Genomic DNA, 18,484 nt, shown 5'->3' with positions numbered 1-18,484 from the left:
GGTCGAGATCACTGAGAGGGAAAGCAATGTCGCTTGCGCTTGCCGCGTTGTCACACGCGCCATCATTTGGAAACGTCGATCCCGGCGGAACGATCTTCGCGGAAATCAATGAAGCCTTGGCAGAGGTTCGCTCGTTCGTGGAGGACTTCGCCCCGGATGTCACGGTCATCTTCGGCCCGGACCACTTCAACGGTGTGCTGTACTCGATGATGCCCCCGTTCGCCATTGGTGCTCAGGCCGTGGGCGTCGGGGACTACGGAACGGGTGAAGGCACCCTCCCCGTCGATTCCGAGACCGCCCGGGAACTGCACGCGCTGACCATTGCCCAGGGAATCGACATCGCCCGTTCGGAGCGCCTCGAAGTTGACCACGGCGTCATGCAGCCGCTGGAATTCCTGTACGGCTCGGGCTTCACCAACCCGTTCGTTCCCGTGTTCGTGAACGCGATCGGCAAGCCACTCACCCCCATGGCCCGCATCCGCCTGATGGGTGAAGCCCTGGGCCGCGCTGCCCAGCAGTTGGATAAGCGTGTTCTCCTTGTGGCCTCCGGCGGACTCTCCCACAACCCGCCGATTCCCGAGTACGACGGCTCGCCCGAACCCGTCCAGCAGCGCTTGGTCTCCTATTCGCCGTCGAAAGAAGACCGGGCTGCCCGCGAAGGAAAGATCATCGAGGGCATCCAGGCGATTGCCGATGGCCTGAGGTCCAGCGCTCCCCTTAATGAGGAATGGGACCAGAAACTGATGAAGGTGTTCCGTTCAGGGGCATTGACCGACGTCGACGGCTGGGACAATGACCAGTTCATTGCCGAAGGCGGCAGTGCGGCGCATGAGATGCGTTCCTGGATCGCGGCCTACAGCGCATTGTCGACGGCGGGCGACTACAGCATGGTTGTGGACCGCTACTGGCCGGTCAAGACCTGGGGCGCCGGTTTCGGCATCACAGCTGCCATCCCCCGGAACGCATGAGGCAGGCAACCATGTGGGCTGAGATCGCCGATCTCCCCCACACCCTCGAATACGTCCAGGTGGGACCATGGCGGACGCGCGTCCTGACCGTAGGCGCAGGAGAGCAGACCCTCGTCCTCCTTAACGGCACCAGCGGGCACATCGAAGCGTGGACCCATAACATCCGCGCCCTGGCGCAAAAGTACAGGGTGATCGGCTACGACTACCCCGGACACGGGTATTCAACGTTGGCTGAAGCCGACCTCGAGATCCCTGACTACGAGGCACACCTCCTGAATCTGCTGGACGTGCTCGACTTGGACAAAGTGCACCTCCTGGGTGAATCACTCGGCGGGTGGATCGCCATCAAGTTCGCCGCACACCACCCCGAGCGCCTGCACACGATTGTCCTGAGTGCTCCTGGCGGTCGCATGGTGGCTTCCAAGTCCATGGACCGTGTCAGCCCGGTGAGCCGCAAGGCCGTGGAGGATCCCAGCTACGAGAACGTCAAGGCCCGGCTCCAAGTGGTGATCCATGATCCCGAACAGATCACGGATGAACTGGTGGAAGTCCGCCGCGCCGTCTACGGACGGCCGGGCTTCATCACCTCTATGGAGCACATCATGGCGCTCCAGGTGCCGGATATCCGTGCCCGGAACCAGGTGACCAAGGAAGACTACGCTGCAATCCCGGTGCCGGCCCTGCTGGTGTGGACGGACCATGAGCCGACCGGCGGCGTGGCAACGGGCGAGACCCTGGCGGCGGCAATTCCGGACGGCGAGTTCGCGCTGATCCGCAACGCCGCCCATTGGCCGCAGTGGGAGGATCCCAGCACTTTCAACGAAAAAGCACTCGACTTCCTCAGCAGAAAGGCCTGATGCAGATGTCGGACATCATTACGGAGATCGCTGAAGATCTCTACAAGGCGCGGACGACGCGCACCCCTATCGAGTTCGTTCGCCACAGGTTGCCGGAGAAGGACAAGGACGCGGCCTACCGAATCTCCGAGCTCGTCACCCAGCAGCGCGAAGCTGCGGAAGGCCGCCGTCGTGTTGGCCGGAAAGTCGGCCTGACCAATCCCGTGGTCCAGGCGCGCGCCGGCGTGGACGAGCCTGACTACGGCATCATCCTCGACAACATGGTCTTCGAGTCCCCCGTTGAGCGGCCCGCGTCGGCGTACTTCCACCCGAAGATCGAAGCCGAGCTGGCTTTCGTCCTGAAGTCGGACATCCTGGATACCGATCTGGCATCCGTGGAGGCAGCGATCGACTATGTGACGCCTGCAATGGAACTGGTGGATAACCGTTACCACAGCTACAAGATGGGGATCGTGGACACGATTGCCGACAACGCCGCCTGCGAAGGAATCGTTACGGGTCCGGTTCGCATCCCCTACGGTGAGGTGGACCTCAAGCAGGTGGAGATGGTCCTCTACCGGGGCGATGAAGAATTGACGCGCGGTGTTGGCGCAAACGTCATGGGTGATCCCATCAATGCAGTCCAGTGGTTGGCAGAGACCTCGCTGCGGATCGGCAAGCCCCTTCGCGCTGGAGAGATCCTGCTCTCCGGATCCATCGGCCTGATCGTGGACTGGGATCCCAACGTTACGTACACGGCGAAGTACTCGCACGGGTTCGGAGACGTGGTCGCGCACCTGACGGAGGCTGTCCATGCGTAAGGTGACGATTGAAACCCGCGTGGCCATCGAGGCGCTCGTCGCGGAATTGCTGTGGCGGCTCGATCACGGCAAAGCGGATACAACCTGGGAGCTCTACACGGAAGACGCTGTATCCACGGGTCCCCTGGGTGACATGGATGGCCGTGACGCCATCAAGGCCTGGGGCGAACGTCGCGCCAAGGTCACCGGAGTGGTGGGCCGCCACCTCATCGGCGGCATCCGGTTGGAATGGGTAGGGGAGGAACTGCACGGTTGGACCCAGTACCTGACGTTCCGGGATTCCTCCGAGAACCCGCTCATGCCTGCCAGCGTTGGTGAGTTCCGGGAGGTCTACCGTGAGGTGGACGGCGAGTGGAAGATCGCGCGGCGCGAGATCAACCCCATCTTCGGCGGAATGAACGCTGCCGCACACGCCAAGCGCCTGACGGAAAGCGCCGCGAAATGAAGTGGGATAGCCGCGGCGGCCGGCCGCCGGCATTGTTGCACCAGGCCCTTTCCTCCCTCGCCGTCACGGAGTGGGCGCTCGCTGCCGGCTACGACGGCGTTGTGGTCGACCTGCAGCACGGCGAAGTGGGGCTCGAAGCTGCCTGCACCATGCTGCGGGCAGCACCCCGTGATTCCGCATATACCTATGCGCGGGTAGGAAGCCTTGATCCGGCCCCCATCCTTCGCCTCCTTGACAGCGGTGCCCGCGGCATCATCGCTCCGACCATCGAGTCGGGCGAACAGGCGCGCATGCTGGTGGAGGCCACCAAGTACCCCGGCGTGGGCAACCGTAGCCTCGGTCCCAGCAGGCCTGCCCTATATAAGGGAGAGTCCTACACCGAGGCCGGCAACCGCGCAGTGTCCACCGTCGCGCAGATCGAAACGGTGGCCGGCCTGAAGAACGCGGAAGAAATCGTCACGACTCCGGGCCTTGACTCGATCTACATCGGACCGGCGGACCTGGCAGTGTCCTTCGGTCTTCCGGGCAGGGGCGACTGGGAAGACGGACCTGTCCGCGACGCGATAGTCCACCTGGCTGCCTTGACGAGGGAACACGGCGTGACCCTGGGCATCTATTCGAGCTCCGGTACCTACGCAGCCGACCTTCTTGACCGGGAACTCGTCGACTACGTCGGACTCGGCATCGACCTCGTATTCCTTAGCCGTGCGGCACAGGAATCCATTAAGACCCTGAGGGGCACAGCATGAGCGACCGCAAGGACGTAATTATCATCGGGGCCGGTCCGGTCGGGTTGACCCTGGCCAACCTCCTTGGCCAGTTCGGCGTCAGCACCGTGGTCTTCGAGGCCGGCAATGAACTCATTGACTACCCGCGTGCGGTCGGCATTGACGACGAAGCACTCCGGACCATGCAGACCATCGGTTTGGTGGACAAGGTGTTGCCGCACACGGTGCCGGACCAGAAGATCCGGATCGTCAACGGTGACCGCAAGATACTGGCGGAAATCAACCCCACTACCCGTGAATTCGGCTGGCCCCGAAGGAACGGCTTCATCCAGCCGCTGGTTGATAAGGCCCTGCTGGAAGGCCTGGCGCGGTACCCCCATGTAGAGGTGCGCTTCGGTTGCCGGGTGGAGGCTTTCGAGTCGGATTCCGACGGCGTCACCGCCACCGTCAGCACGCCCACCGGTGAGGAGCGGGTTACGGCCGGCTACGTCGTGGGTTGCGACGGCGGCCGCTCGCTGACCCGTCAGCACCTGGGGCTCAAGTTCGACGGTGAAACACGATCGACGCGCGGCCTCGTGATCGACGTCGCGAACGATCCAATCGGCACCCCGCACGCGGTATTTGGCGGAGATCCAAGCCGCGGCTACGCAACCCTCAGCCTGCCCCACGGTATCCGGCGCTGGGAGTTCACGCTGTTTGAAGGGGAAACCGAAGAGGTGGCCGAGGATGATGAGTTCGTCTTCTCCCTCCTCGCGCCCCACGTCCCCGATCCCGCGCGCCTGAACATCATCCGCCGTCGGGTCTATGCCCATCATGCCCGCGTCGCGGAAAAGTTCCGGGTGGGGCGTTTCCTTCTGGCGGGCGATGCCGCCCACGTCATGCCGGTTGTGGCTGGCCAAGGGTGGAACTCCGGTATCCGGGATGCCCTGAACCTTGGCTGGAAGCTCGCGGCCGTCGTCCAAGGCAAAGCCAGCGACCGGTTGCTCGATTCCTACGAAGACGAGCGTCGGGAGCACGTGAAGGCCATGGTGGCGTTGTCACTGAACATGGCGAACCTGGTCACGGACCACAACAAGCTGCGCACGGCTGTCCGCGATATGGCCGCTGCCGTGGTGGATCGGCTCCCCAGGGCCCGCGCACGCCTGAACAGCCAGGGCTACAAGCCGATGCCGAAGTACGATCACGGCATTGTGGTCCCGTCGAAGCTTCCCACGTGGAAGTCACTGCCGGACAGGGAGGACGCGCCGCGTACGGTGGGAACGCTGTTCCCGCAGCCCACAGTCCGCAATGAGGACGGCAAGTCGGTCCTGCTGGACGACGCCACCGGCCAAGGCTGGCGGGTGGTGGTCTGGAACAACGATCCTACGGCTTTCGTGAGCGAGGCCGCCGCGGACAAGCTCGCAAGGCTTGGCGGCGTCCTGGTGCACGCGGTGCCGGCTACGCAGCTGCCGTGGGCCAAAGATGCTGCTGCACCTGGAGTCCGCGTTGTGGGCGACGAGAGCGGCGTTTTGAAGTCCTGGTTTGACGAGAGGCCTTTCTCGGCAATCATCGTGCGGCCGGACCATGTGGTGGCCGCAGAGTGCTTGGCGCAGGAGCTCAGCGATGTTCTGGAGAAAGTTTTCAGTGTGGCGACTGTCACTTTTGAGCCACAGAACGCATAATAAATCTAAGAATGCATAATCCATTGACAAAGGCGTTATCCACAAATACTGTTGCTGCAACTCGTCGCTGAAGACGGCAGGCAAAAGCCCGCGCAGCGTTCACTCAAGGGAGAGCGAATCCATGAACATCAAGAAAACCCGCGCAGCGGCCATCGGCGCCGTAGCCTTGGCACTGGCGCTCAGTAGCTGCGCAGCCGGATCTGTTGACGGCAGCACCCCCGCTGCGGGTGGCAGCAGCTCCGGGGGCCTGACCAAGGTCACCTACGGCATCTTCCCGTCCAACACCGTGGCAGCCTTCCAGGTTGCCAAGGACAAAGGCTTCTTCGAAAAGCATGGAATCGACCTGCAACTGGTGGTGGGTGCAGGCAGCAGCGCGGCACAGCTCCCCGCGCTGGCAACCGGTGACCTGGACTTCATGCTGGCAAGCCCCGTGACGGCACTGACGGCCACCACCCAGGGGCTCGATGTCCGGATCGTTGAAGGTGTCACCCAAAACGATCCCAAGATCGTGGAAGACTCCACTGCCGTAGTAGTGGGTGCCTCGTCCACCATCAAGACCGCCCGTGACCTTGAAGGCAAGAAGGTTTCCGTCAACGCCTTGGGCGGCATCGGCGAGATCGGCATCCGTGAAGCGGTAGCGAAGGACGGCGGCGACCCCAAGAAGGTGACGTTCGTCCAGCTGTCCTTCCCGGAAGTTGCAGCCCAGATTGAAGCGGGCCAGATCGACGCCGGCATGGCAGGTTCTCCGTTCATCCAGCAGGTAGTTTCCAAGGGGGGCCGGGTGGTTAGTGACTTCATCCACGACACCGGCCTGGGTGAGAACGAACTGGTCTCCATCTCCAGTGGCAAACTGGTGGAAAGCGATCCGGACAAGGTCAAGCGGTTCACTGAAGCCATGAAGGAGGCCCTGCCTTTCCTGACTGAAAACAATGATCTGATCCGCGACGCGATGCCGGCCGCCCTGGGGACTGATCCGGCCGCTGCAAAGAAGGCCCAGCTCTCGCTCTACAGCCCGGATATCTCGCAGGAGACGATCCAGTTGTTCGCGGATCTGCTCGTCAAGTACGGCATCGTCAACGCCGAGCCCGATGTGGCCAAGGTGATCTGGAAGCCGTAACTGAAGGTGTCGGGGCCGCCGCCCGGCGGCCCCGACCGCCAACCGATCGCACAAATGAGAGCAGAACAAAAACCGTGGAAACGCAAACTCCAACCCTGAGCAGCGTGGCTGTGAGTACCCTGCCTGCGCGGGAGCACAGAGTGCGTCGTGCTGCCCGGTGGACTGCTGTGGGACCCTACGTCCTGGGCGTCGTCGGCATCCTGACGGCACTCCTCGTCTGGGAACTCTACTCAGCCTTTGGCCCAGTCAGCCAGCACCACCTGCCACCACCTTCGGTGGTCATTCCCACCTTCCTGACAAACTTCACGTTCACCGCGTTCTGGCTTACCGTGGGCCAGACAATGTGGGCCTGGTTCCTTGGGCTGACAATCGCCACCCTGGGTGGTCTCGCAGTTGGCTTGCTCATCGGTTCGAGCAGCTTCCTGCGCGCTGCGACGCACACCACGGTGGAGTTCCTGCGTCCCATCCCTGCTGTTGGACTCATCCCCCTGGCCGCACTGTTGTTTGGACCGCGCATCGGGGCCGAACTCCTGATTGTGATTTATGGCTGTTTCTGGATTGTGATGATCCAAGTGATGTACGGCATCACGGACATTGACAAGGTGGCGGACGACACCGTTCGGACCCTTCGGATGACGTGGCTCCAGCGGGTACGGCACCTGGTCTTGCCGACGCTTCTGCCGTACCTGATGACCGGCATCCGCCTGGCTGCTACGGTGGCCCTGATCCTGGCAATCAGTTCCGAACTCATCGTCGGTACGCCCGGAATTGGCCGGGCGGTGGCGCAGGCCCAGCTAAACGACAACCCGCCGGCGATGATCGCCCTGATCCTGACATCCGGTCTCCTGGGCATCCTGGTGAACCTTATTTTCCGCTTCATCGAGCGCAAGGTGCTCTTCTGGCACAGCTCGGTCCGTTCGGAGGTGGCGGCATGATCGTCCTCAAACGCCTGGGCATGTGGCTGGGCCTCCCGGTCATCCTTATCGGCATCTGGTGGGCAGCAACAGCCCAGGGAGCCAACTTCTTCGTCCCCAAGCCGGACAAACTGGCCACCACGTTCGTCAACGTGTGGTTCAGCGAGAAGTTCTTCACCGACGTCGTACCCAGCATGGGTCGACTTCTCATCAGCCTTGCCGTCTCCTTGGTACTCGGGGTGGCACTGGGCATCGCCATCGGCCTCTCACGCACCCTGCGCTGGTTCCTGGAACCCCTGCTGGAGTTCATCCGGGCAGTGCCTTCAACCATCCTCATCCCGGTGTTGCTCCTGCTCATCGGCATCAATGACACGATGAAGATCACTGTGATCGTCCTGGGCTGCCTCTGGCCTGTCCTGCTCAACACGATCGAAGGCGTACGGTCCCTCGACGAAGTGCTGAAGAATACGGCTCTCGTCTACCGGCTCCGCGGCTTCGACCGCATCCGCTACCTGGTACTGCCGGGAGCGATGCCGCTCATCATGGCCGGAATCCGGCATAGCCTTGCCGTGGGACTTATCCTCTTGGTCGTCTCGGAAATGTTCGCGTCGACCGACGGTATTGGCTACTCCATTATTAACTTCCAGAACCGCATCGCGATCCCCGAAATGTGGAGCGGAATATTTCTCCTGGGGATCATAGGAGTGCTGCTTTCGGTGGTGTTCCAAGCAATCCAGAAGCGGGTTCTGGGATGGTACTACGGTCTGAAGGAGGCCTCCAATGACGGCTAACAAGTCGGATATCCGGCTCAGTGTCCAGCAAGTGCGCAAGGTCTACGGTGCAGGCACGCGCAACGAGGTGGAGGCCGTACGGTCCCTGACCTTCGATCTCCACGCCGGCGAGTTCGCCTGCCTGGTAGGACCTTCCGGTTCCGGAAAGACCACGCTGCTCAAATGCATCGCCGGTCTCCTGGATCCAACATCCGGGGAGGTGGTGCTGGACGGCAAGCGCGTCTCCGGGCCCGCCGAGGGCATGGCCGTGGTTTTCCAGGAGTACAGCCGCAGCCTCTTCCCCTGGCTGAGCGTCGAGGACAACGTCGAGCTGCCGCTCAAGACCTCCGGCGTACCCAAGGCTGAGCGGAAGGCGCGGGTCAAGGAAGCGCTTGAGGCAGTTACCCTGTCCCACGCTGCCAAGAGCTACCCGTGGCAGCTCTCCGGCGGTATGCAGCAGCGCGTCGCGATTGCCCGGGCCGTAGCCTCCAACCCCAGCGTCCTGCTCATGGACGAGCCCTTCGCGGCAGTGGACGCGCAAACCCGTGGAGAGCTGGAGGACCTGGTCCGTGACGTCTGGAAGCGGTTGGACATGACCATCCTCTTCGTGACCCACGACATCGACGAGTCTGTGTACCTGGCCGAACGCGTCCTGGTGTTGTCCAGCTCGCCCACTATTGTCCAGGCCGATATCCACATTGACCTCCCTGATGAGCGCAGCCAGGCTGACACGCGCTCCCTGCACCGCTTCGGTGAACTGCGCCATCAGGTGTACGAGGAGGTCCAGTTCGCCAAGACCAACCCTGGCGGCGAACGGATGAGCGCGCGCGATGGGTTGCACGCATGAGCCCGAGGGCAGCCGCGGACGTCAGCAGCAACAACGGCAAGACCGAGACCGGCAAGCGTCGCCGGGTCCACCAGTCCACACCGGAAAACGAACGCGCCATCCTTGAGGCCGTGCTCCAACTGGCCGTGAAAGTGGGCTATGAAGGCACCACCATGGCCGAGGTGGCCCGGGTTGCCGGTTTGCCGATCGGTTCCGTCTACTGGCACTTCGAAAACAAAGAGGGCCTCTTTGCGGCACTGATCGACTACTGCTTCGAACACTGGCAGACACGCCACCGCGGCCCGGAAAACAGAGTCATCCTCCGCACGAGCATTGCGGGTTCGGCAGCGAACTCAGCCGATCCTGCCAATGCGCAGGAAGCGTTCTGGATCATCGGTCTGCTGTTCGCGCTGGAGAAGCGGCTGGCAGGAAACGCGGCCCGCCAGAAATACCTCGAAGTGCGTGAGCAGATGTACGAGCTCATGGTTGAGGCCGTCACTCCGGGGCTTCCGGAAGCGGCCCTGCGCGTCAAGCCGGACCTTGCCCGGAAAGTAGTCATGCTGGGCCGCGCCCTGACGGACGGCTTCTACATCTCGGCCTCCGCGGGAGACGAGATCGACTTTGCCGAAGCGGCCGAGCTCTCTGCGCTCGCCATGGACAAGCTCGTCCAGCACTACGCCGAGCTAGGGGCGGCGGAGGACAAGCAGTGAACCCACCGGCGGACACGTCAGTCAAAGTTGCGCTGGTGGTTGGCGGTGGCCGCGGGATCGCAGGCGCTGCTGCCAGGGCGCTGGCCGATGACGGGTACAAAATTGCTGCCCTTTCGCCGTCCGGCAGTGCCATGGAGTTGGCGCAAAGCCTCGGTGGGGTGGGTGCGGTTGGTTCGAACCGTTCCGTTGCGGACCTGCAGTCAATAACCGACTTGGCGCTGGAGACTTACGGCAGGATCGACGTCGTCATTAACAGTGCCGGCCACGCGGCCAGGAAGCCGGTGCTTGAGATCAGCGACGACGAGTGGCTCGAAGGGTACGAGATGTACCTCATGAACGTCATCCGCCTGGCCCGGATTGTCACTCCCCACCTGCTGGCTGCCGGCGGGGGATCGATCGTGAACGTTTCCACCAGTTCCCCTTTTGAACCCAACCCGAACTACCCGGTGTCCGGCACGTTCCGTGCCGCGCTGGGCTCGTTCACCAAGCTGTATTCCGACGAGTACGGGCCGTCCGGAATCCGAATGAACAACGTCCTCCCGGGCTTTACCAAGGAGGATCCCGGCACCGTACCGGCTGAATGGACCACCAGGATCCCGCTGCGCAGGGCTGCCAGCTCCAAGGAAGTGGCCCGCGTTATCCGGTTCCTCGCGAGCGGGGAATCAAGCTACATCACAGGCCAGAACATCCGCGTGGATGGTGGCTCGTCGCGCTCCGTGTAGGAGCCGGCACCTGAAAGAAAGGCTTTTTTAGCTATGTCACTTGGTGTGATCACCGAAATGGGCTATCTCGCAATGAGAACCCGGGACTACGACGAGTCCCTTGAACTGGCCACCGACGTCCTCGGCCTGCGTATGACGCTGAACGACGACAAGCGTGCCTACCTGTCCGCCGCGGACCGCCACCATGAGCTCGTGTACGTGAAAGGCGAAGAGGACGGAATCGACCACGTCGGCCTTGTGGCAGACAGCCCGGAGGGGCTCGAAATCATCCGCAAGCGCCTTGAGGCGGCCGGGTTCCCGATCCTGACCCGCAGCCCGCTGGAGCGGGAAATCGGTGAGGGCTTCGCCGTCCTGGGCCCGGAAGGATACGTTTACCACGTTTATGTGGGCATGAAGGACCACCGGCACGGTCCGTCTTCCTTTGGCCCGGACCGTTACGGCCACATCAACATCCATCCCCAGAACCCCACCGCCATGAAGGACTTCCTGGTGGAGTTCTTTGGCTTCAAGGTCTCGGACATCATTGGCCAGGACTTCGCGTACTTCCTGCGCTGCAACCCCGACCACCACGGCATCGCCCTCATCAAGGGCCGCGGTTCCCTGCACCACCACGCGTGGCAGACGCAGTCCATCGCCGACCTCGGCCGCCTTGGCGACCGTCTGTTTGCCAAGGGCCGGCGCTTGATCTGGGGTCCTGTCCGCCACGGTGCGGGACACAACATCGCAGCGTATTACGTTGAACCCAACGGTACGGTGGTGGAGCTTTACACCGATCTGGAGCAGATCTACGAGCTTGAGCGTCCGCCCATCGAATGGGACCAGGATGACCGGACGTGGTTCAACAGGTGGGGCGTCTACAACGGCGAGGATTTCCGGAAGCACGGAGCGTTCCCCATCGCACTGAACTAGCACGTAGAACCAGGGGCCGGGTTGCCCTTAGTCGTTGGGCAGCCCGGCTTCGGAGGCGGCATGGAACTCGGCTTCTTCGATCACATCGATGGTGCGCATGTAATGCTCGCGCAGAAGCTTGGTGGCCGTCGCAGCATCGCGGGCAATGGTCGCCTCCAGGATGGCCCGGTGTTCGGCCTCTATGTCCCGGGTCTGGGCCCGCTTGTCCGGGGCGGTCCAGAGGCGGTAGAGCGCGGTAGCCTCGCCGAGGGTGGCTGCGAAGTCCTGCAACAAAGGGACCGGGCAGGCTTCCAGCAACTTTGCGTGGAAGGCCTGGTGGGCCAGGAACCATTCGACTGCAATATGGTCCGGGTCCTCGCTGGTGCGGCGCGGGGTCCGCTCCAGGCGGTGGTGGACCGCAAGGAGATCGGACTCCCAGGCAACATCGCCGTTCTCGATGGCCAAGGTCAGGCCATACTCCTCGACCCGGCACCGAAGTTCCCCCAGGCCGCGCAATTCTTCCAGGGTGTATTCGGAGACGAAGAAGCCTCTGTTAGGACGGAATTGCAGCAGCTTTTCGCCGGCCAAACGCACCAGTGCTTCACGGATGACCGTGGAACTGGCGCCGTACCGCTTGGTGAGCTCACCAACCTGGAGGTTGGTGCCCGGGGCCCACAGGCCAGCAAAGATGTCGGCCCGTAACTTGCCCCGGACCACTTCACTGATGGTTTCTGCATTCGCTTGTCGTGCCATGGGACAAGCGTACACTTAGGCACTCAGGCGATGGAAGTGCATTATTGACGCAAGAATGCATTCTGCGTATAGTTCAAACACCGGCACGCCGGAGGCAATGATGCCGGCCCTAGAAAGGATTCACATGCGCTACGCGAGTTACTTGAACCAGGAAGGCCAGCCCACGTGGGGCCTTGAAACCAACGGAGAGCTGCTGGACCTCGGTCCCAGCGGAGCCAACCTCAGCCCTTCGCTGCAGTCCGCCATCGAGGAAGATCTGCTGTCAGCTCCCCTGGAATGGGACAAGGCTCCGGTTCAGCCCGTTGAAGGAACCACCTTCCTCCCCCTTCTGTCCACTCCAGGCAAGGTCATCTGCATCGGTGTTAACTACCGCAGCCACCAAGAGGAAACCGGACGCGACTCGGTCGGCAAGCCCACCGTCTTCGCACGCTTCTCCGACACCCTGGCCGCCCACGGCGCCGACCTGCCGATTCCCGCAGAAAGCTCCATGTACGACTACGAAGGCGAAGTCGCACTGGTGATCGGTGCCCCCGCCGACCACGTCAAGCCTGAAGAGGCCTGGAACTACATTGCCGGCTATGCCGCATTCAATGACTTCAGCGCCCGCGACTGGCAGCGCCACACGGGTCAGTGGACCCCGGGCAAGAACTTCCCGCTCAGCGGAGCTTTCGGTCCGTACTTCATGTCTGCCGAGGAAGTCGGTGACGTCACCGAGCTCGTGGTGGAAACCCGGGTCAACGGCGAGGTTCGCCAGCGCGCAGCCGTCGCCGACCTCATCTTCGACATCCCCGCCATCATGGAATACGTCACCGCGTTCACACCGCTGGCTCCCGGCGACGTCATTGTCACCGGTACTCCGGGCGGCGTGGGACTCTTCATGGAGCCCCCCACATTCCTGGTCCCGGGTGACGTCGTCGAGGTAGAGGTCGGCAAGCTGGGCACCCTTCGCAACGTCCTCGTAGCTTAGGGATGCGTGGAGGAAACACTATGGATGACTTCGATGTCGCGGTTGTCGGGGCCGGGCCGGTTGGTCTGACGGCGGCGCTGTTGCTTGCCGACGGCGGTGCGCGCGTTGTGCTGCTCGAAACCGCCAAAGCGCCGATGGACCAGCCGCGGGCCATCAGCATCGCTGACGAGACCTTCCGGACCATGGACCGCTTGGGCCTCGCGGAAGCGCTGAAAGCGGAATCGCTCCTGGGAACCGGCAGCCGCTACTTCGGGTTGAATGACCGCCCACTTGCGTCGTCCACACCTGTTCCCTCCCGCGTCGGGCACCCTGCGAAGTCGCAGTTCGACCAGCCCGTGCTGGAAGAACTGCTGTGGAACAAGGCCCGTGACCATCAGGGGATTGAGTTTCTTGTCGGTGCCCAGGTAAATTCCGTCAACCAGAAAGCGGACGGGGTAACAGTCGGATTCGATTCCGACGCCGGTGCGGGCACCGTGACAGCCTCGTGGCTGGTGGGCGCCGATGGCGGTCGCAGCTTTGTCCGCGAGAGTCTTGGCATCGACCTGGTGGGGTCCACCCAGCAGGAACGGTGGATTGTTGTGGACCTGCTGAACGTCCCTGGAGCGCGCGAACCCTTCGCCGAGTTCCATGGCAACGGGACACGTCCCTACGTCCTGGTTCCGGGAATCAAGGGCCGCCTGCGGCTCGAATTCATGCTTTTTGATCACGAAGATCCGGACGAGATGACGGCCCCGGACAAGATCCTGGAGTTGTCCAGGCCCTTCCACCCGGAGCTCCGCACCGAAGACGTCAGGCGGGCCGTGGTCTATGTAGCCCATCAGCGGCTGGCCCGCACCTACCGTTCGGGCCGCGCTTTCCTGATCGGGGATGCCGCGCACCTGATGCCTCCCTTCTCCGGACAAGGACTGAACGCAGGCCTGCGGGATGCCCTCAACCTGAGCTGGAAGCTGCTGGAGGTGCTCCGCGGTGCGGGCACCGACCGCCTGCTGTCCACCTACGAGTCCGAACGCCGCACCCACGCGGCCAAGATGGTCAAGGTCTCGCGCCGGACGGGCGCTGTGGTTATGGCCGTCGGTGCCTTCAGGACCAATCTTCGGGATATTGCTTTCCGCACGGTCAGCCTGATTCCAGCCGTACATCGGTATCTGGGGTCGATGCGGTTCATCACCCCGCCGGACTACCGCAACGGTGTTGCGATCAAAGCCGACCGCGATGTTGATCGTCGACTCGCGGCCTGGGTGGGCCTTGCCCTCAGCCAACCGACCCTGACTGACGAGGACGGTTCAGTGGCGCCCCTGGACTCCCACCTGGGGAGTGGTTGGGCACTCATCACGCTTGGCACCGGCAGCACCGGCAGCACCGGAATGACGGCGGGCAACCAGTTTTGGTCCTCGCTGGGTGCTCGCCGGATTACGCTCACGGGGAATTCCCACGCCGCGCGCCCGCATGGTGAGGAGCAGATCCTGGTGGATTCCGAGCGCGTTCTGGCGCTTCCGGGACTGACCACGCCCCACACCGTGGTTGTCCGCCCCGACCGTTACGTCGCTGCTGTCTTCACCGGGCAGAGCGAGACGGCCGTGATCAACAAACTGCGTTCATACGTCGATCCGCAGCCGCGGGCCTGACGAGTTCAAGGAGGAAAAATGCCCAGCATGCAGGAAACGAGGTCTGAAACGATGCGGTTTGATGACCTCTACTGGGAAGCAAGCTCAGAGCCTATCGTCGAGGATGACGTCCACTTGGAAAAGATCGTCGGCCAGGCGGAACTTCCTGTCCTGCTGGCCGCCCTCGCGGCAGCGCTCGGCGACACCTCCTTCCTCAGCAGTGATCTGCAGCCCCCGTTGACCCTGGTGGACACCCAGCCCCACCCCCACGGGGGCATGTCACCGGAGCAGCAGGAACGTGCCAAGGCACTTGCCTTGGAGGGCTTGCGGCAACTCCGGGACAAGGCAATCACCAGCGTTGACCTGCTGGAGGACGCGGCCGTGACGGACCTCCTCGAGTTCCTCACGGGCGGCCGCGAGAACTGGTACGCGTCGCTGAAGCATGAACTCGACCTCGCCCCGGACAAGGGCGGAGCTCCGCAGTGGAACTTTGACGAGGTAGCTGCCGGGCGCGACTTCCCGGTGCTGATCATCGGTGCCGGCATCGCCGGAATCGCCGCAGCCTACCGCTACTCACAGGCAGGCGTGCCGTTCACCGTAGTGGAAGACGCCCCTACCCTGGGCGGGACCTGGGCCAAGAACACCTACCCCGGTGTCCGCTTGGACACTCCCACGTTCGGCTATTCGTATTCCTTCGCCCAGCGCGGTGACTGGCCGCACCAGTTCGCCGAAGGCGGCGACGTTTTGGACTACGTCCGGGACGTGGCTGAGCGTGCAGGCATTGTGGAATCCATCGAGTTCAACACCCGGCTTGTCAGTTTGATGTGGGATGAGGAATCCCGCACGTGGCAGGCAATCACCCGCAGCGGCGGCGGGCAGGAGCGGGTCCGCACCTTTGCCGCCGTCGTGAGCGCCCTTGGCCAACTGGACCGGCCCAACATCCCCGAGTTCCCCGGCGCGGAGCTGTACCGCGGGGTGACCATGCACTCGCAGGAGTGGTCCCACGGCGTCGATTACCGCGGCAAGCGCGTTGCAGTGATTGGCACGGGCGCCAGCGCGTACCAGATTGTGCCGGCGCTCGCCGATGAGGTGTCCAGCCTGGTGCTGTTCCAGCGGAGCGCGCCATGGATGCTGCCGGCACCGAATTATCACGACGGCGTCAGCGACACCTTCGCGTGGTTGCGGCGCAAGGTGCCGCACTATGCCCAGTGGTACCGCTTGTGGGTGACGCTCCAGGGTATTCCGGGCCGCATGCACACCGTCACGGCGGAGGACGGGTGGCACGGTGCGCCGTTGAGCGTTTCCGCCAAGAACCATGAAGTCCGGGAGGTGCTGATCGAGCGCCTCAAGGAGCAGTTGGCGGATCGACCCGAGCTGCTGGAGAACGCCATTCCCAATTATCCGCCGGGAGCCAAGCGGATGCTGCGCGACAACGGAGTGTGGGCCGCGGCCCTCAAGTCCGAGCGCACCACCGTGGTTACTGCCGGAATCGAGCGCTTCTCCGAGCAGGGGATCATCGACAAGGACGGCGTAGAACACGAAGTAGACATCGTGGTGTTCGCCACCGGATTCAAGCCTTCCGATTACCTCGACGAGGTTGAGGTAGTTGGCCGCGAGGGCGTAGAGATCCACGACTTCTGGAAAGGCGACGCCAGGGCCTACAACGGCGTCACCGTTCCCGGGTTCCCCAACTTCTTCCTGATCTACGGCCCCAACGTTGGCGGAGTGGTGGCGGGAAGCCTGCATTTCATGATCGAGCGGGCCGTAGAGTTCTCCCTCAAAGCCGTCCACGAGGTCCTGCAGCGTGGCGCCTCCGCGATCGACGTCAGACCTGCCGCTTTGGACCGCTTTGTGGAATGGGTCGACGCCGGAAACCGCCGGATGGCCTGGGGGCAGCCGTACGTGCGCAGCTGGTACCAGAACTCACACGGCCGCGTTTCCCAAGTATGGCCGTACACGAACGTGGAGTACTGGGAGGCAACCGAGACGGTCAAGGCCGACGATCACGAGTTCCTTGCGTGACTGTTCTGCTGATCGATACCCAGGCGGGGAAGGTCCGGGCGAATCTCTCTGCCGGGGTAGTGGATGCGCCCGGACTCCGGTACAGCACTGCTTCTTCACGTTCACGGGGCAGCGAGGTATCCAGTGTGATTGCCGGCGAAGCGCAAGCACGTCCAGCTGCCTTTCCCCAGCGGCCGGGCATGCTGGACGGGCTCCTCGGCACTGCGCTCAGCGAACTTGAACAGAGCGAGGACGCCTTCAGCCTGAGGGTCCAGGCGCCTGCCGGTGCCCACGGACTGCCCGTGCTCTTTTTCATTCCCGGCGGCGGTTTCACCACCGGTTCCGGGGAGAGCCGCTGGTACGACTCCCCGGACCTGGTGCGGAACGGTGGCTTTGTCCTGGTCACCGTGAACTACCGGCTCGGGGTGATCGGGCACTTCGGGCCGTCCGCAGACCCGTCGGAATCCACCAAGCCCTTGCGTGATCTCAAGGCTGCGCTCGCTTGGGTGCAGGAAAACATCAGCGCCTTTGGCGGAGACCCCGGAAAAGTCACTTTGGCCGGGGATTCGGCCGGTGCTTGGTACGGCTATGCCTTGAGCACGGACCCGTCCGCGCGGGGGATGGCGGCCCAAACCCTGCTGATCAGCATGCCCCGTCTGGCGCCTCTGCCCGTGGACGTCTGGCTGAGTCATTGTGCTGCTGTCCTTGCTACTTTGGGCTCGGATTTGGCCGCTGCCTCTGTTCCGGCCGTTCTTGATGCCCAAGAGGCTGCACGGGCAGGGCTGCGACCGTTCCCCTACATGCCCGCAGAATCAGGGGAGGTTCCGGCCGATCTGGTGCGGTTTGCGGATTCCGTGCAGAGAATTCACACCGACGCCCTTTTCATCCTGACCACGGCCGAAGAGTCCGCCGCGTTTCTGCGCAACCAACCGAGGGACCAGTTTTCCAACGCCGGTGTGGACGGGTTCCTTGAGCGAACCTTCAAGGATCCCGCCCTGGCCTCGGGGCTGTTGGGGGCCGACGATGCCTACTTGCGGATGGTCCGGGCTGCCACGTTGGCCCAGTTCCGCTTGCCTGCCCTGGAGATCGCGGCCCACTCACCCGTGCCGGCCCAGGTGGTCCGGTTCGATCACCAAAGCAAACTTGATGGCGCCTACGCAGCCCACTGCTTCCCGCTCGCGTTCATCTTTGATGGAACGAACCGCTGGGCTGATTCCCCGATGATGGTCGACGCCGCGGAGGCGGAAACCGCGCGCGTGACTGCTTCCATGCGGGACCTGATCTCCCGGTTCCTGTATTGCGGAGTAGCTGAAAGCAGCCGCTACGACGCCCGGGAGCCGAGGTCGATGGTCATCGATGCCGACGGGGTCGGGTGGGAGCCTGTCCGGGAGGCGGAAGTGCGGGTGCTGGGGTAGTTCAGCGTTCGCTTTGCCCTACCGCTTCCCGTACTTGCGATGGACGGCCTGCTTACTCACGCCGAGGCACAGGGCGATCGCTTCCCAGGAAAGTCCTGCTTGCCGGGCTTTCCTGACGAGGGAAGCTTCAGTGCGGCTGACTTCCTTCTGCAATTCGGTGACTGCTTGCAGCGCTTCGGCGGGTCCCTTGCCGTCCATGGATCCAATAAGTGTCTTCATGCGTTCCACCTCCATGCGTCAACATTAGTTGACGCTTTCGGGGCTCGTCAACCAATGTTGACGAGCCCGCCTTGGTGACGTGTCGCCGTCGTCATCGCCAACTTCGACATGTCCCGCCG

Annotated in this window: 19 protein-coding genes; 17 read left to right on the top strand and 2 right to left on the bottom strand. The window is 63.1% G+C overall.

Annotated features, from left to right (window positions below; genetic code table 11):
- Window positions 1–26 precede the first annotated feature (26 nt).
- The 13 genes from AUR_RS10005 to AUR_RS09945 all read left to right on the top strand — a co-directional run bounded on the left by AUR_RS10005 (window position 27) and on the right by AUR_RS09945 (window position 11,427).
- On the top strand, window positions 27–968 hold the full coding sequence (locus AUR_RS10005; protein ID WP_062098806.1) for a 3-carboxyethylcatechol 2,3-dioxygenase: 942 nt from the start codon (window positions 27–29) through the stop codon (window positions 966–968).
- The gene (locus tag AUR_RS10000; protein ID WP_062098803.1) at window positions 965–1,825 is read left to right on the top strand and encodes an alpha/beta fold hydrolase; all 861 of its coding nucleotides are present in this window, start codon (window positions 965–967) and stop codon (window positions 1,823–1,825) included. The genes AUR_RS10005 and AUR_RS10000 overlap by 4 nt, the downstream gene beginning before the upstream one ends.
- Complete coding sequence (locus AUR_RS09995; RefSeq protein ID WP_062098801.1) at window positions 1,825–2,625, top strand: 2-keto-4-pentenoate hydratase; 801 nt, start codon at window positions 1,825–1,827, stop codon at window positions 2,623–2,625. The genes AUR_RS10000 and AUR_RS09995 overlap by 1 nt, the downstream gene beginning before the upstream one ends.
- Entirely contained in the window at window positions 2,618–3,070 is a 453-nt protein-coding gene (locus AUR_RS09990; RefSeq protein WP_021473265.1) for a nuclear transport factor 2 family protein, read from the top strand. Before AUR_RS09995 ends, AUR_RS09990 begins: the two co-directional genes overlap by 8 nt.
- Window positions 3,067–3,819, top strand: a complete 753-nt coding sequence (locus AUR_RS09985; RefSeq protein ID WP_062098798.1) for an HpcH/HpaI aldolase family protein — start codon at window positions 3,067–3,069, stop codon at window positions 3,817–3,819. The genes AUR_RS09990 and AUR_RS09985 overlap by 4 nt, the downstream gene beginning before the upstream one ends.
- Window positions 3,816–5,459 carry a bifunctional 3-(3-hydroxy-phenyl)propionate/3-hydroxycinnamic acid hydroxylase gene (locus AUR_RS09980; protein ID WP_062098795.1) on the top strand — a complete coding sequence of 548 codons (1,644 nt, stop codon included), beginning with the start codon at window positions 3,816–3,818 and terminating at the stop codon, window positions 5,457–5,459. The genes AUR_RS09985 and AUR_RS09980 overlap by 4 nt, the downstream gene beginning before the upstream one ends.
- 121 nt (window positions 5,460–5,580) lie before the next feature.
- The gene (locus tag AUR_RS09975) at window positions 5,581–6,576 is read left to right on the top strand and encodes an ABC transporter substrate-binding protein (RefSeq protein WP_062098793.1); all 996 of its coding nucleotides are present in this window, start codon (window positions 5,581–5,583) and stop codon (window positions 6,574–6,576) included.
- Between the two features lie 104 nt (window positions 6,577–6,680).
- Window positions 6,681–7,511, top strand: a complete 831-nt coding sequence (locus AUR_RS09970) for an ABC transporter permease (RefSeq protein ID WP_241650899.1) — start codon at window positions 6,681–6,683, stop codon at window positions 7,509–7,511.
- Entirely contained in the window at window positions 7,508–8,281 is a 774-nt protein-coding gene (locus AUR_RS09965) for an ABC transporter permease (protein WP_062098791.1), read from the top strand. Before AUR_RS09970 ends, AUR_RS09965 begins: the two co-directional genes overlap by 4 nt.
- Window positions 8,271–9,107, top strand: a complete 837-nt coding sequence (locus AUR_RS09960; protein WP_062098789.1) for an ABC transporter ATP-binding protein — start codon at window positions 8,271–8,273, stop codon at window positions 9,105–9,107. Before AUR_RS09965 ends, AUR_RS09960 begins: the two co-directional genes overlap by 11 nt.
- The gene (locus AUR_RS09955) at window positions 9,104–9,796 is read left to right on the top strand and encodes a TetR/AcrR family transcriptional regulator (RefSeq protein ID WP_062098787.1); all 693 of its coding nucleotides are present in this window, start codon (window positions 9,104–9,106) and stop codon (window positions 9,794–9,796) included. Before AUR_RS09960 ends, AUR_RS09955 begins: the two co-directional genes overlap by 4 nt.
- Window positions 9,793–10,518: an SDR family oxidoreductase gene (locus tag AUR_RS09950; protein WP_062098785.1), complete on the top strand. Its 726-nt coding sequence runs from the start codon at window positions 9,793–9,795 to the stop codon at window positions 10,516–10,518. The genes AUR_RS09955 and AUR_RS09950 overlap by 4 nt, the downstream gene beginning before the upstream one ends.
- Window positions 10,519–10,551: 33 nt before the next feature.
- Complete coding sequence (locus tag AUR_RS09945; protein ID WP_062098782.1) at window positions 10,552–11,427, top strand: VOC family protein; 876 nt, start codon at window positions 10,552–10,554, stop codon at window positions 11,425–11,427.
- Between the two features lie 27 nt (window positions 11,428–11,454).
- Here AUR_RS09945 and AUR_RS09940 read toward each other — a convergent pair whose 3' ends face one another.
- Entirely contained in the window at window positions 11,455–12,159 is a 705-nt protein-coding gene (locus tag AUR_RS09940) for a GntR family transcriptional regulator (protein WP_062098780.1), read from the bottom strand.
- Window positions 12,160–12,283: 124 nt separating this feature from the next.
- Here AUR_RS09940 and AUR_RS09935 point away from each other — a divergent pair, with 124 nt between their 5' ends.
- Genes AUR_RS09935 through AUR_RS09920 form a run of 4 tightly spaced genes read left to right on the top strand, consistent with a single transcriptional unit; the run spans window position 12,284 to window position 18,146 of the window.
- Window positions 12,284–13,126: a fumarylacetoacetate hydrolase family protein gene (locus AUR_RS09935; protein WP_062098778.1), complete on the top strand. Its 843-nt coding sequence runs from the start codon at window positions 12,284–12,286 to the stop codon at window positions 13,124–13,126.
- 2 nt (window positions 13,127–13,128) lie between these two features.
- Window positions 13,129–14,751: an FAD-dependent monooxygenase gene (locus AUR_RS09930; RefSeq protein ID WP_082694451.1), complete on the top strand. Its 1,623-nt coding sequence runs from the start codon at window positions 13,129–13,131 to the stop codon at window positions 14,749–14,751.
- An 18-nt stretch (window positions 14,752–14,769) separates the two neighbouring features.
- Window positions 14,770–16,752: a flavin-containing monooxygenase gene (locus AUR_RS09925; protein ID WP_062098774.1), complete on the top strand. Its 1,983-nt coding sequence runs from the start codon at window positions 14,770–14,772 to the stop codon at window positions 16,750–16,752.
- The gene (locus tag AUR_RS09920) at window positions 16,749–18,146 is read left to right on the top strand and encodes a carboxylesterase family protein (RefSeq protein WP_164888675.1); all 1,398 of its coding nucleotides are present in this window, start codon (window positions 16,749–16,751) and stop codon (window positions 18,144–18,146) included. The genes AUR_RS09925 and AUR_RS09920 overlap by 4 nt, the downstream gene beginning before the upstream one ends.
- Window positions 18,147–18,164: 18 nt before the next feature.
- On the opposite strand, the gene AUR_RS09915 is transcribed toward AUR_RS09920, so the two are convergent.
- Window positions 18,165–18,380, bottom strand: a complete 216-nt coding sequence (locus AUR_RS09915; protein ID WP_062098770.1) for a death domain-containing protein — start codon at window positions 18,378–18,380, stop codon at window positions 18,165–18,167.
- Window positions 18,381–18,484: the final 104 nt, after the last annotated feature.

The organism is Paenarthrobacter ureafaciens, from assembly GCF_004028095.1.
Taxonomy (GTDB): Bacteria; Actinomycetota; Actinomycetes; order Actinomycetales; family Micrococcaceae; genus Arthrobacter; species Arthrobacter ureafaciens.
The sequence above is the reverse complement of the archived record's forward strand: the minus strand, read 5'-3'. Positions and strand labels throughout refer to the sequence as shown.

Excerpts from the sequence above, each read along its gene's own strand:
- AUR_RS09990 (WP_021473265.1), top strand. The coding sequence starts at position 2,618 with ATGCGTAAGGTGACGATTGAAACCCGCGTGGCCATCGAGGCGCTCGTC.
- AUR_RS10000 (WP_062098803.1), top strand. The coding sequence starts at position 965 with ATGAGGCAGGCAACCATGTGGGCTGAGATCGCCGATCTCCCCCACACC.
- AUR_RS09915 (WP_062098770.1), bottom strand. The coding sequence starts at position 18,380 with ATGGAGGTGGAACGCATGAAGACACTTATTGGATCCATGGACGGCAAG.
- AUR_RS09985 (WP_062098798.1), top strand. The coding sequence starts at position 3,067 with ATGAAGTGGGATAGCCGCGGCGGCCGGCCGCCGGCATTGTTGCACCAG.
- AUR_RS10005 (WP_062098806.1), top strand. The coding sequence starts at position 27 with ATGTCGCTTGCGCTTGCCGCGTTGTCACACGCGCCATCATTTGGAAAC.
- AUR_RS09940 (WP_062098780.1), bottom strand. The coding sequence starts at position 12,159 with ATGGCACGACAAGCGAATGCAGAAACCATCAGTGAAGTGGTCCGGGGC.
- AUR_RS09995 (WP_062098801.1), top strand. The coding sequence starts at position 1,825 with ATGCAGATGTCGGACATCATTACGGAGATCGCTGAAGATCTCTACAAG.
- AUR_RS09965 (WP_062098791.1), top strand. The coding sequence starts at position 7,508 with ATGATCGTCCTCAAACGCCTGGGCATGTGGCTGGGCCTCCCGGTCATC.
- AUR_RS09955 (WP_062098787.1), top strand. The coding sequence starts at position 9,104 with ATGAGCCCGAGGGCAGCCGCGGACGTCAGCAGCAACAACGGCAAGACC.
- AUR_RS09960 (WP_062098789.1), top strand. The coding sequence starts at position 8,271 with ATGACGGCTAACAAGTCGGATATCCGGCTCAGTGTCCAGCAAGTGCGC.
- AUR_RS09980 (WP_062098795.1), top strand. The coding sequence starts at position 3,816 with ATGAGCGACCGCAAGGACGTAATTATCATCGGGGCCGGTCCGGTCGGG.
- AUR_RS09945 (WP_062098782.1), top strand. The coding sequence starts at position 10,552 with ATGTCACTTGGTGTGATCACCGAAATGGGCTATCTCGCAATGAGAACC.
- AUR_RS09935 (WP_062098778.1), top strand. The coding sequence starts at position 12,284 with ATGCGCTACGCGAGTTACTTGAACCAGGAAGGCCAGCCCACGTGGGGC.
- AUR_RS09930 (WP_082694451.1), top strand. The coding sequence starts at position 13,129 with ATGCGTGGAGGAAACACTATGGATGACTTCGATGTCGCGGTTGTCGGG.
- AUR_RS09925 (WP_062098774.1), top strand. The coding sequence starts at position 14,770 with ATGCCCAGCATGCAGGAAACGAGGTCTGAAACGATGCGGTTTGATGAC.
- AUR_RS09975 (WP_062098793.1), top strand. The coding sequence starts at position 5,581 with ATGAACATCAAGAAAACCCGCGCAGCGGCCATCGGCGCCGTAGCCTTG.